Source organism: Vibrio sp. Isolate24, assembly GCF_022398215.1.
GTDB classification, from domain to species: Bacteria; Pseudomonadota; Gammaproteobacteria; order Enterobacterales; family Vibrionaceae; genus Vibrio; species Vibrio coralliilyticus_A.
Map to the genome: position 1 here is coordinate 613,726 of NZ_JAKEUU010000001.1, position 11,923 is coordinate 625,648.

At 47.2% G+C, this 11,923-nt stretch carries 11 protein-coding genes; 9 read left to right on the top strand and 2 right to left on the bottom strand.

Annotation, left to right across the window (positions count from 1 at the left end):
• Positions 1-163: 163 nt before the first annotated feature.
• From L1D23_RS02670 to L1D23_RS02700, 7 genes are read left to right on the top strand one after another with little or no spacing between them, the layout of a single operon-like run.
• Positions 164-1,375, top strand: coding sequence for an acetyl-CoA C-acyltransferase (locus L1D23_RS02670; protein ID WP_239864060.1), 1,212 nt, complete (start codon positions 164-166; stop codon positions 1,373-1,375).
• Positions 1,376-1,392: 17 nt separating this feature from the next.
• On the top strand, positions 1,393-2,886 hold the full coding sequence (locus L1D23_RS02675) for a CoA-acylating methylmalonate-semialdehyde dehydrogenase (protein WP_065741942.1): 1,494 nt from the start codon (positions 1,393-1,395) through the stop codon (positions 2,884-2,886).
• Positions 2,887-2,897: 11 nt separating this feature from the next.
• Entirely contained in the window at positions 2,898-4,052 is a 1,155-nt protein-coding gene (locus tag L1D23_RS02680) for an acyl-CoA dehydrogenase family protein (protein ID WP_239864062.1), read from the top strand.
• Positions 4,053-4,070: 18 nt separating this feature from the next.
• Complete coding sequence (locus L1D23_RS02685) at positions 4,071-4,859, top strand: enoyl-CoA hydratase (RefSeq protein ID WP_239864064.1); 789 nt, start codon at positions 4,071-4,073, stop codon at positions 4,857-4,859.
• A gap of 8 nt (positions 4,860-4,867) precedes the next feature.
• Positions 4,868-5,998 carry an enoyl-CoA hydratase/isomerase family protein gene (locus L1D23_RS02690; protein WP_239864066.1) on the top strand — a complete coding sequence of 377 codons (1,131 nt, stop codon included), beginning with the start codon at positions 4,868-4,870 and terminating at the stop codon, positions 5,996-5,998.
• A 32-nt stretch (positions 5,999-6,030) separates the two neighbouring features.
• Positions 6,031-6,933, top strand: a complete 903-nt coding sequence (mmsB, locus tag L1D23_RS02695) for a 3-hydroxyisobutyrate dehydrogenase (RefSeq protein WP_239864067.1) — start codon at positions 6,031-6,033, stop codon at positions 6,931-6,933.
• 12 nt (positions 6,934-6,945) lie between these two features.
• Positions 6,946-7,704: an SDR family oxidoreductase gene (locus L1D23_RS02700; RefSeq protein ID WP_021455861.1), complete on the top strand. Its 759-nt coding sequence runs from the start codon at positions 6,946-6,948 to the stop codon at positions 7,702-7,704.
• Positions 7,705-7,768: 64 nt separating this feature from the next.
• Here the strand turns inward: L1D23_RS02700 and azu are convergent, their stop codons facing one another.
• Both azu and L1D23_RS02710 read right to left on the bottom strand, forming a co-directional pair.
• Positions 7,769-8,224, bottom strand: a complete 456-nt coding sequence (azu, locus tag L1D23_RS02705) for an azurin (protein WP_171349003.1) — start codon at positions 8,222-8,224, stop codon at positions 7,769-7,771.
• A 101-nt stretch (positions 8,225-8,325) separates the two neighbouring features.
• Complete coding sequence (locus L1D23_RS02710) at positions 8,326-9,993, bottom strand: electron transfer flavoprotein-ubiquinone oxidoreductase (RefSeq protein ID WP_239864069.1); 1,668 nt, start codon at positions 9,991-9,993, stop codon at positions 8,326-8,328.
• A 213-nt stretch (positions 9,994-10,206) separates the two neighbouring features.
• On the opposite strand from L1D23_RS02710, the gene L1D23_RS02715 reads away from it, so the two are divergent.
• Positions 10,207-10,956: an electron transfer flavoprotein subunit beta/FixA family protein gene (locus tag L1D23_RS02715; protein WP_239864071.1), complete on the top strand. Its 750-nt coding sequence runs from the start codon at positions 10,207-10,209 to the stop codon at positions 10,954-10,956.
• Positions 10,957-10,967: 11 nt separating this feature from the next.
• On the top strand, positions 10,968-11,906 hold the full coding sequence (locus L1D23_RS02720; RefSeq protein ID WP_239864073.1) for an FAD-binding protein: 939 nt from the start codon (positions 10,968-10,970) through the stop codon (positions 11,904-11,906).
• The last annotated feature ends 17 nt before the right edge of the window (positions 11,907-11,923 follow it).

The window sequence follows — 11,923 nt, forward strand, 5'->3', positions numbered from 1 at the left end:
TACGTTAACGTAAATGTTAGTGCTATGCTTACGTAAACGTCAAGAAAATAACCGTGCAAAAAACAAATGGCTTTTAAAAGTGAAAGCAGCGTCGTGAATTAAGCTGCTTTGTGGTCGCTGAGGTAGTAAAGCCGTTACTCAACAATCTTGTGAGGAGCAGGCAATGCAAGAGAAAGAGATTTGGATAGTTGCAGCGAAGAGAACACCAATGGGGCGTTTTCAGGGCATGCTTTCTGAATATTCTTCACCCAATCTAGGGGCGGTCGCGATAAAGGCGGCAATGGAAGAGCAATCTTTATCGCCAGAGTTAGTCGATGAAGTGTATATGGGCTGTGTGTTGCCCGCAGGCTGTGGGCAAGCGCCCGCTAGACAAGCGGCTCTAGGGGCTGACTTACCGAAAGCGGTAGGTTGTACGACCATCAATAAAGTTTGTGGCTCCGGTATGAAAGCGGTGATGCTGGCAAACGATCTTATTCGAGCGGGCAGTGCCAATTGCATTGTTGCAGGAGGTATGGAGAGCATGACTAATGCGCCATATTTGCTTAAAGAGTCACGCTCTGGGATGCGCATGGGTCATAAATCGACCTACGATCATATGTTCTTAGATGGTCTGCAGGATGCGTATGAAGGTGAACTCATGGGCGTTTTCGGTCAGCAGATTGCCGATAAGCTTGAATTTACCCGAGAGCAAATGGATGAGTGGGCAACCTTGTCGGTTAACCGAGCGATTGAAGCGCAGCAGCAGGATTTGTTTGCCGATGAAATCGTCCCTGTTACCCTCAAGAAAGATCCTCCGCTTGATTATGATGAGCAACCACGCTCAATCAAACCCGAAAAAATTCCTCAGTTAAGGCCTGCATTCGCCAAAGATGGTTCGATTACTGCAGCCAACTCCAGCGCAATATCCGATGGGGCTGCCGCTCTTGTGGTTATGGACGCTCAGACGGCCAAGCAACAGGGTTTGGAACCACTGGCCATTATCAAAGGTCATGCAACGCATGCCCGTATTCCTGCTGAATTCACATTGGCACCTGTTTACGCGATTGAGCAGCTTCTATCGCAGCTAGATTGGGCGGTGGACGAAGTGGATTTATGGGAAATCAACGAAGCTTTTGCTGTGGTGACGCAGATAGCTGTCAAACAGCTCAGCCTCGATAGCGAGAAAGTTAACGTGAAAGGCGGTGCGTGCGCATTAGGCCATCCCATTGGTGCCAGTGGTGCAAGGATTCTTGTCACGCTGATTCATAGCCTTCGTCAGTTGCAGGCTCTGGGCACGGATGGAAACAAGAACAACAAACGCGTGGTGCGAGGTGTTGCATCACTCTGTATTGGTGGCGGTGAAGCAACCGCAATGGGTATTGAGATCCCACTATAAAAGAAAAGGACATCATTATGACTCAGTCAGTTCCCTTATTTATTGGCGGTGAGTTCTGCCAGTCACAGACCAATGAATGGGTTGAGGTGACCAACCCGGCAACCAGTGAAGTCATTGCCAAACTTCCTTGTGCGACTGAACAGGAAATGGAGCAAGCGATTCAAAATGCTGCTGAAGTGTTTAAATCTTGGAAGGAAGTTGCGGTATCGGAGCGAGCTCGCTTGATGCTGCGTTATCAGCACTTACTTAAAGAGCACCATGACGAGCTAGCGGAGCTTCTTTCAAAAGAAACCGGCAAAATCACCATCGATGCGAAAGGTGATGTTTGGCGCGGTATTGAAGTGGTTGAACAAGCCGCGAATATCGCCAGCAACATGATGGGCGAAACCGTAGAAAACGTTGCAAAGGAAATTGATACTTACTCGATGATTCAACCGCTAGGGGTATGCTGTGGTATCACACCGTTTAACTTCCCAGCCATGATTCCCTTGTGGATGTTCCCACTGGCAATCGCCGCAGGGAACACCTTTGTTCTTAAACCTTCTGAGCAAGTACCGCTTACTGCGATGCGTTTGGCTGAGCTATTTGAACAGGCTGGCGCGCCAAAAGGCGTTCTTCAGGTTGTTCATGGCCGTAAGAATCAGGTCGATAAATTGCTCGTTCATCCTTTGATTCGTGCTGTGTCATTCGTAGGCTCTGTGCCAGTTGCTCAGTACATCTATCAGACGGGCACCAACTTCAATAAACGTGTTCAGGCGTTTGCTGGTGCGAAAAACCATATGGTTGTGATGCCAGACGCCAATAAAGCGCAGGTGATAAATAACTTGGTTGGAAGCTCAGTTGGCGCGGCTGGGCAACGATGTATGGCTATTTCAGTTGCGGTGTTCGTTGGAAGTTCGAAAGAGTGGGTCGATGATCTCAAAACTGAAATGGCGAAGATGACTCCGGGTGCATGGGATGATGGCAACGCGGCGTACGGCCCATTGATCAGCAAAGAAGCTAAGAATCGTGTAGTGAGTTTGATTGAAGAAGGCAAAGCGCAAGGGGCTGTGTGTGAACTAGACGGAACTCAGTGCAATGTTGAAGGCATGCCAGAAGGTAACTGGCTGGGCCCAACCTTGTTCACAGGTGTGACGACTGATATGTCGGTCTATGAGCAGGAAATCTTTGGTCCTGTTTTAGTTTGCCTAGAAGTCGAGACACTAGAAGAGGCGATTGAACTGATCAACAACAACCCTTATGGCAACGGAACGTCTATTTTTACCGCAAATGGCGCGGCTGCACGCAAATACCAACATGAAATTCAAGTTGGTCAAGTGGGCATCAATGTTCCGATTCCTGTGCCTTTGCCGTTCTTCTCATTCACTGGATGGCGTGGCAGCTTCTATGGCGACCTACATGCCTATGGTAAGCAAGCGGTTCGATTCTATACCGAAACCAAAACCGTTACGTCGCGCTGGTTTGATGATGATATCCCGACAGGGCCAAACCTAACCATTCAACTGCGATAACGGGAGGACAAATGGATTTTGAACTAAATGAAGACCAACGTGCATTTGCTGAAACCGCTCAGCAGTTTGCGATGGATGAACTAGCGCCGATGGCCGCAGAATGGGATGAAAAGCAGCTGTTTCCAAAAGATGTACTCAAAACTGCGGGTGAATTAGGTTTTCTTAGCCTGTATACACCAGAAGATCAGGGGGGCTTGCAACTGAGCCGTCTTGATTCCTCAATCATTTTTGAGCAACTGGCGATGGGGTGCACCTCCACCACGGCATTCATGACCATTCACAATATGGTGACCTGGATGATCGCCAGTTTTGCCACTGAGGAAGCCAAAGAAGAGTTTTGTCCAAAACTGATCACTGGCGATTGGCTTGGTTCATATTGTTTAACTGAGCCGAACGCGGGCTCCGATGCCGCTTCATTGACAACCTCTGCGAAAAAGCAGGGCGATGAGTACATCATCAATGGCGGTAAAACTTTTATCTCCGGTGCTGGTGACACGGAAGTGTTAGTCGTGATGGCGCGTACAGGCGATAGCTCAGCAAAAGGTATTTCTGCTTTTGTCATTCCTGCGGATGCGGAAGGCATCAGCTACGGGCGAAAAGAGCCCAAAATGGGATGGAACAGTCAACCAACACGTGCCATTACGTTTGACAACGTTGTGGTACCTGAAAAGTACTTGTTAGGGAAAGAAGGGGAAGGCTTTACTTTCGCAATGAAAGGGCTGGATGGAGGGCGTATTAATATCGCGACTTGTTCAATAGGTACAGCACAGCAGGCGTTGAATGAGGCGATGCAATACGTCAAAGAGCGCAAACAGTTTGGTAAAGAACTGGCTCAGTTTCAGGGGCTGCAGTTCAGGTTAGCTGACATGGTGACTGAGCTGGTCGCTGCCAGACAAATGGTGCGCCTCGCGGCAAGTAAATTGGACAATCAGGACCCAGAAGCCACGGCATATTGTGCGATGGCAAAACGATTTGCAACCGATGTCGGTTTTAAGATTTGTGACCAGGCACTTCAGTTATACGGTGGCTACGGCTATATCAAAGAGTACCCGATGGAGCGTCATTTCCGCGATGTGCGTGTTCACCAGATCCTTGAAGGTACTAATGAAATTATGCGATTGATCATCGCACGTCGAATGCTAGCTGAAGGCTCTCAACTACTCTAATTGAAAGGATGCTCAACGATGAATCATTCAGAAGGAAGTACCATTCAACATACGATTCGCAACCATGTCGCAGTCGTTACAATGAACAACCCTCCAGCGAATACGTGGACAGCGCAAAGTCTGGCTCAATTGAAGCAACTCATCTTAGATCTTAATGAGAACAAAGACGTTTACGCCTTAGTTATTACCGGACAGGGTGAGAAGTTCTTCTCTGCCGGTGCTGATCTTAAATTGTTTGCTGATGGTGACAAATCGGTCGCAGTAGATATGTCGCGTTTGTTTGGTGAGGCATTTGAAACCTTATCTGCATTCCGTGGTGTTTCTATTGCTGCCATTAATGGCTATGCGATGGGGGGCGGTTTAGAAGTGGCATTAGCGTGTGACATTCGAATCGCAGAAGAGCAGGCGGTTATGGCGCTTCCAGAAGCCAAAGTTGGCCTATTGCCTTGTGCTGGTGGTACGCAAAACCTGACAGCGCTTGTTGGTGAAGGCTGGGCGAAACGCGTCATCTTGTGCGGTGAACAGCTTGATGCGGCAAAAGCACTTAACATCAAGCTGGTTGAAGAGGTTGTCAGCAAAGGGAATGCCCTTGATGCGGCAATTAGCCTTGCAGAAATGGTGGCAAATCAATCTCCGTCTTCGGTCACTGCTTGTAAATCATTGATACAAAATACAAGGACGAGCCCACTAGCACACGGTTTGATGAAGGAGCGTGAACTGTTTATTCAGTTGTTTGACACTCAAGACCAAACAGAAGGTGTCAACGCGTTCCTAGAAAAACGTCAACCTCAATGGAAAAATGGCTAGGAGGCAATATGACAGCAACCGTTCATTTTAAAGAGCTGCTTTGCCAAGATGGGAATACCAAGATTGGTGTGGCAACTCTTGATAATGCGCCTTCACTGAATGCCTTGACCTATGACATGTTAGCTTTGCTTAAAGAGAAACTCGAACGCTGGCAAGAAGACGACACTATTGCTTGTGTCTTATTGGAAGGGCAAGGCGAGAAAGCGTTTTGTGCTGGTGGTGACGTACGCACCATGCATGATGTCATGCGAGATAAATCCAGTCAGGAAATCGAAGCCTTCTGTACCACTTTTTTCAAACTTGAGTACGAATGTGACTATCTGATCCACACCTACTGCAAGCCAATTATCGCATGGGGTGAAGGCATCATCATGGGTGGCGGAATGGGCCTTTATATGGGCTCTAGCCACAAGGTGGTGACGCCATCAACGCGCTTGGCCATGCCTGAAGTGAGTATCGGCCTGTATCCCGACGTCGGGGCTACGTGGTTCCTTAACCGGCTTGAACCTGGGGTGGGGTTATTCCTCGGTTTAACGGGAGTGATGATCAACGGTAGCGATGCGCTTGATGTAAATCTAGCTGACCACATGGTGCTCTCAGAAGAGAAAGAGTCGCTAGTTGAGCGCTTGTTATCTTTGCTCTGGGACGAGCAGGAAGACGCTTATGAAGCGGTGACAGATTTGCTCGTTGAATTCGCTGACAAAGTTAACGGCCACAAGCCAGACCCGCAAATGCAGCCCTTTATGCAGGATATCCAACGCGCGTGTAGCGCTAGTAATGTTGTAGAAGTAAGTAAGAACATTCTCGAGCTGGAAGGGCAAAGCAAGTGGCTCGACGTTGCGAAAAGAAATCACGCATCAGGTAGCCCGATCACATCCCATATTTGCTTCAGGCAGCTGAATCAATACAAAGATCTGTCATTAGCCGATTGTTTCCGTCTTGAATTGAATCTCTCGGTACGTTCTGGGCTGTTAGGGGAATTTCGAGAGGGCGTCAGAGCCAGATTGATTGACAAGGATGGTGAGCCTAAATGGCAGTTCAGCCGTGTCGATAATGTTGATGAAGCCGTGATTGATACCTTGTTTGCATCTCTTTGGGATGAAAAATCGCATCCGCTGGCACAACTGGGCCATTACTAAGCTCTACGAGCAGGGAAAGAAGGAAAGAATTCATGAGTACCATAGCGTTTATAGGTTTAGGTAATATGGGCGGCCCGATGGCCGAAAACTTACTTGCTGCTGGTTTGAAAGTGCAGGTGTTCGATTTAATGCCTGAAGCAGTAAAAAAACTGGAGTCCGCGGGCGCAGTTGCGGCTCCTACTGTTGAAGATGCCGTTAAAGGCGCGGATACGGTCGTGACAATGCTACCAGCGGGCGAGCATGTACGAGCGGTGTATCTTGGTGACCATAGAGGTGGTGTTGGCTTATTAAATATGGTTGAAGATGGCACTTTTCTTATCGACTCTTCAACTATTGATCCCCAGTCAGCTCGCATTGTTGCGCAGTGTGCGGCAGAGAAGGGGCTTGATTTTGTTGATGCACCCGTCTCTGGTGGTGTGGCAGGAGCAAAAGCAGGTACGTTGACCTTTATTGTCGGAGGTTCAGACGGTGCCTTTGAAAAAGCAGAGTCTGTGCTGAAACATATGGGCAAAAACATCTTCCATGCTGGTAAAGCAGGTGATGGACAGATGGGTAAAATCTGCAACAACCTGATGTTGGGTATTCTTATGTCAGGGACTTGTGAAGCACTCAACCTAGGTATAGATAATGGATTGGACCCGAAAGTCCTTTCTAACATCATGCTGCAAAGCTCTGGTCGTAACTGGGCACTGGAATTGTATAACCCTTGCCCAGGCGTGATGGAAACAGCACCTGCTAGCAACGAGTTTAAGCCAGGTTTTATGAGTAAACTGATGCTTAAAGACTTGGGGTTAGGGCTGGATGCTGCTGCGCAGAGTCAATCTTCCGTGCCGATGGGTTCTTTAGCCCGAAATCTGTATGCTTTTCACAACGCAAATGGCAATGAAGAGCTAGACTTTTCAAGTTTGTTCGAGTTTTATCAATCTAAAAAGTAACGGAGTTCGCCGATGGATCTAAAACAGAGCGTAATAGCGATTACTGGTGCAGGGCAAGGCTTAGGCCAGATGATGGCTATCACACTAGCGCAAGCTGGCGCGGAACTAGCCCTACTGGATGTTAACGAAGAAGCCCTGATGGATACCAAAGAACAGTGCAACATGCTCGGGGTCAAAGCACTGACTTACAAAGCTAATGTGACAGATGAGCATGAAGTGGAGCAGGTCTTCAGTGACATTGTCACTGATTTCGGACAGTTAGACGGCCTGATCAATAATGCTGGGATTCTTCGCGATGGTTTACTGGTGAAAGTCAAAGATGGTGAGATGACTAAAATGTCGCTTGAGCAATTTAACTCCGTGATTGACGTGAACCTTACCGGAACGTTTTTGTGTGGACGAGAAGCAGCGGTTCAGATGATCAATTCCAAGCGAAAAGGAGTCATCATCAACATTTCTAGCGTTGCTCGTGCTGGAAACATCGGTCAGACAAACTATGCGGCGTCTAAAGCAGCTGTAGCGACTCTGGCAGCGACTTGGGGTAAAGAGCTGGCAAGGTACGGTATTCGAGCGGCCGCTATTGCACCTGGTGTGATTGAGACATCTATGACGGGAGCGATGAAACCAGAAGCGCGTGAGCGTCTAGAAAGAATGGTACCTGTGGGTCGGATGGGCGATCCCAAAGAAATTGCTAATACGGCTAAGTTTATCTTTGAGAATGACTATGTGAATGCGCGTGTATTTGAAGTCGATGGCGGTATATTCATGTAAAGCTTAAGCTTTCATACGTTAAAAAGGCACGTGATTTACGTGCCTTTTTTGTTTTAGAAATGAGCTATTTCAACTCGAACTTCCCTTTCATAATTGCCCAGTGGCCAGGGAAAGAACAGAAGAAGGTGTAGTCACCACCTGGACTCATTTTTTCTGTACTGAATGTCACTGAAGTGCTTTCACCACCACCAATGATTTTGGTGAACGCGTAAACACGTGCATCATCTGGTTTGACGTAGTTGTTCGCCGCGCCCGCAGACATACCTTCTGTGCCCACAGCCTGAACATTCGCTGTATCGGCAATAACCACGTTGTGTCCCATAGAGGTTGCAGCCAGCTTACCTGTATGGTTCAACGTTAGTGTGACTTCTTTACAGCTAGACGGGACGCTAATGCTGTTAGTTGAGAACTGCATCATGTCGTTCGCATCAACAGAAACAGAACATTCTGCGCTTGCTTGAGCTCCGAAGCTGATTGCACCAAAAACAACAGCAAGAATTCCAACACTACGTTTAATCATATTTATTCCTCACGGTTTGTAGTTGAGAGACATTCTCATATACGTAAGAAATAGAAACTTTGATCACTTTCACTAAGTGCTGGATTTCTTGCGAAAAGCAGTTACATATTCTGATAATTGGGACCACCGCCACCTTCTGGCGGGAGCCAAGTGATATTTTGCGAAGGATCTTTTATGTCGCAGGTTTTGCAATGCAAACAGTTAGCGGCATTGATCTGTAGCTTGCGCGTATTATCAACCGTGACAATTTCGTACACGCCTGCAGGGCAGTATCGCTGACTAGGCTCATCAAAAAGAGGAAGATGATTTTCGATAGGAATACTTTCACTGGCGATAATCAGATGACAAGGCTGGTCTTCTTCATGTTGTGTGCCGGAAAGGTAAACAGAAGAGGGCTTGTCAAAACTCAGTTTGCCATCGGGTTTAGGGTAATCAATCGCGTTGCATTGGGAAATCTCTTTCATCGACAGGTAATCTGCTTGCGGATCGGAAATCGTCCACGGTGCTTCCTTGTGAAACAGAGATTGCCAGATGTTTTGTTCGAATGTGGCCAAAGCGCCTCCCATAATCGCACCATATTTGTGGATTGAAGAAGCAAAGTTTCGGCTCTGTTTTAGCTCGTCAAACAGCCAAGATGACTCAAACAGACTTTGATAATCGGCTTCTCTCTGGCTTCCGTCTGCTTGGAGTGCGTCAAATACCGCTTCGGCAGCGAGCATGCCGGATTTCATAGCAGTATGACTGCCTTTGATTTTTCCTGAATTCAGCGTTCCAGCGTCACAGCCAATCAACAGCCCACCCGGAAATTGCTGTTTAGGTAATGAGTCAAAACCGCCTTTAGCAATCGCTCTTGCACCATACGAAATCCGTTCACCGCCTTCGAGGTATTGTCGAATCACAGGGTGATGCTTAAAACGTTGAAACTCATCGAATGGGCTGAGGTATGGGTTCGAGTAGTTTAAATCAATGATCAACCCGACGACGACTTGGTTATCTTCTAGATGGTAAAGAAAACTACCACCGCTAGAGTCTGTTTCGTTCAAAGGCCAACCTGCGCCATGAAGCACACTACCTGCCTTATGGATCTCGCTGTCCGGAGGGAGTTGCCAGATTTCTTTTAATCCAAGGGCGTAGTGTTGCGGTTGTCGACCCTCATTGAGGTTGAACTTGCTAATGAGCTGTTTGCCCAAGTGACCGCGTGCACCTTCAGCAAACACAGTGTATTTGGCTTTCAGTTCTATCCCAGCTTCAAAGGTTGGCTTTTGTTCTCCTGATTTATTCAGACCCATATCGGATGTGTTGATGCCCGTTACGGCACCTGATTCATCATAATTCACGCTAGCGGCGGCAAAACCTGGATAGACCTCAATCTCGAGTTCTTCGGCTTTCTGACCAAGCCAGCGACACAAGTTCGCCAGACTGATGACGTGATTGTCGGAACTGTTGTGCATTAGCTTGGGAGTAACAAATGCAGGCATCTTGATGTGATTGCTTTCCGTCGTCATATACATGAACTCATCGCGGGTGACGGGATTATTGATTGGCGCACCAAGTTCTTTCCAGTCAGGGAAAAGTTCATCCAATGCTTTGGTTTCAAAAATCGCACCTGAAAGTATATGTGCACCGACTTCAGCCCCTTTTTCAACAACACAGATTGATAGAGGTACTTCGTTGATTTTGCAGAGTTGGGCGAGTTTGATTGCGGTCGACAACCCCGCAGGCCCGGCCCCGACGACGACGACATCAAACTCCATACATTCTCTTTCCATGGTGTAAACCTACCTTGCCAATTAATTCTTATGGATAAATATAGTGCAGTTGACGTAAACGTAAACTTTACTAAGCTGAGTATAGGCTAAAAACCGACATGAGTTGTGTTTAATGTGGTGTTAAGCCGCAAAATTGCGACATAAAACAACGATAAACACATCATCTATCAACTTGTTATCGTTCTGGAAATGCTTTAGCACCAAGGAGGAAATGTGAAAATACTAGTCGCCATAAAGCGAGTGATTGACCCTTATGTCAAAGTTAGGGTGAAGAGTGATGGCAGTGGTGTTGAAACCAACAACGTCAAAATGTCGATGAACCCATTTTGCGAAATTGCTGTGGAAGAAGCGGTTCGCCTGAAAGAATCCGGTGTTGCAGAAGAGGTGATTGTCGTCTCTATTGGTGATACTGCGTGCCAAGAGAACCTCAGAGGGGCATTGGCGCTAGGTGCTGATAGAGCTATTCACATAGAGGTAAATGAGTCACCAGAGCCGCTAGTCGTGGCAAAGTTACTGAAAGGCTTAATAGAGCAAGAGCAACCTGGCATCGTCCTTCTAGGTAAACAATCCATTGACACTGACAACAATCAGGTCGCGCAAATGCTCGCCGCGTTGACTCATAGACCTCAAGGCACATTTGCTTCCAAAGTCCAAGTCGACGGAGGGTGGGTAAGTGTAACACGCGAAGTGGATGGCGGTTTAGAAACGGTGAAATTGGCCTTACCTGCGATCATTAGTACCGATTTACGTCTTAACGAACCTCGTTATGCTTCATTACCGAATATCATGAAAGCCAAGAAAAAACCTTTAGATGTTATTTCAGCAGCGGATCTCGGTGTCGATTTGGTACGCAGCCATGAAATCATCGAAGTAATGACTCCAGTTGAGCGTTCTTCTGGAGTGATGGTCTCCAGTGTGGGAGAACTGGTTGATAAACTTAAGAATGAAGCCAAGGTGTTGTGAGGGAAATAAGTATGAATGCGAAAACCTTAGTCATCGTTGAGCACGATAACCAGACCTTGTTAGCGGATACATTGAAAACCTTGTCAGCGGCGGCATCACTCAGCACTGAAATCAGCGCACTGGTCGTAGGCAGCGCTTGTCAGCGAGTCGTAGAGCAAGTCGCTAAAGTCGATACAGTCAAAGAAGTATTGGTCGCAGATTCAGACGCTTATCAAGATCAGCTGGCAGAGAACAGTGCTTCATTAGTACAACAGGTTGCGGCAGACTTTACACATGTGTTTGCTCCTGCTACGACGTTTGGTAAAAACCTCATGCCAAGAGTTGCTGCGTTGCTTGACGTGGGACAATTGTCAGATGTGATTGAGATTGTGTCTGATGATACGGTGATTAGGCCCGTTTATGCAGGTAATGCATTGGCTAAAGTAAAGTCGTCGGATCGAATTAAAGTCATCACGGTGCGCAGTTCTGCATTTGATTCAGCAAAAATAGATGACAGTTCATCAGCCGAAATCAAACCAGTTGATATCAACATAGGCAACGATCTGTCGGAGCTTGTGGAGCGTCAGAAAACCGAAAGTGCTCGTCCTGATTTACCAGCGGCAAGAGTCGTTGTTTCTGGTGGACGAGGGCTTGGTAGTAAAGAAAACTTTGTTATGGTTGAGCAACTTGCTGACAAGTTAGGTGGTGCTATTGGCGCATCACGTGCTGCTGTAGATGCAGGCTTTGTTTCTAATGATCTTCAGGTCGGTCAGACAGGCAAAATCGTCGCACCTGAGCTTTATATTGCAGTCGGGATTTCAGGGGCGATTCAGCACTTGGCTGGGATGAAAGATTCTAAGGTGATTGTGGCTATCAATAGTGACCCAGAGGCTCCGATCTTTCAGATTGCTGACTACGGATTGGTCGGTGACTTGTTTGAAATATTACCAGAATTAACTAACTCAATTTAAAAGTAAAACCCCGCTAA

Coding starts and splice junctions, on each gene's coding strand:
- L1D23_RS02720 (WP_239864073.1), top strand. CDS start 10,968: ATGAATGCGAAAACCTTAGTCATCGTTGAGCACGATAACCAGACCTTG.
- L1D23_RS02670 (WP_239864060.1), top strand. CDS start 164: ATGCAAGAGAAAGAGATTTGGATAGTTGCAGCGAAGAGAACACCAATG.
- L1D23_RS02700 (WP_021455861.1), top strand. CDS start 6,946: ATGGATCTAAAACAGAGCGTAATAGCGATTACTGGTGCAGGGCAAGGC.
- L1D23_RS02690 (WP_239864066.1), top strand. CDS start 4,868: ATGACAGCAACCGTTCATTTTAAAGAGCTGCTTTGCCAAGATGGGAAT.
- L1D23_RS02675 (WP_065741942.1), top strand. CDS start 1,393: ATGACTCAGTCAGTTCCCTTATTTATTGGCGGTGAGTTCTGCCAGTCA.
- L1D23_RS02710 (WP_239864069.1), bottom strand. CDS start 9,993: ATGGAAAGAGAATGTATGGAGTTTGATGTCGTCGTCGTCGGGGCCGGG.
- azu (WP_171349003.1), bottom strand. CDS start 8,224: ATGATTAAACGTAGTGTTGGAATTCTTGCTGTTGTTTTTGGTGCAATC.
- L1D23_RS02685 (WP_239864064.1), top strand. CDS start 4,071: ATGAATCATTCAGAAGGAAGTACCATTCAACATACGATTCGCAACCAT.
- L1D23_RS02680 (WP_239864062.1), top strand. CDS start 2,898: ATGGATTTTGAACTAAATGAAGACCAACGTGCATTTGCTGAAACCGCT.
- mmsB (WP_239864067.1), top strand. CDS start 6,031: ATGAGTACCATAGCGTTTATAGGTTTAGGTAATATGGGCGGCCCGATG.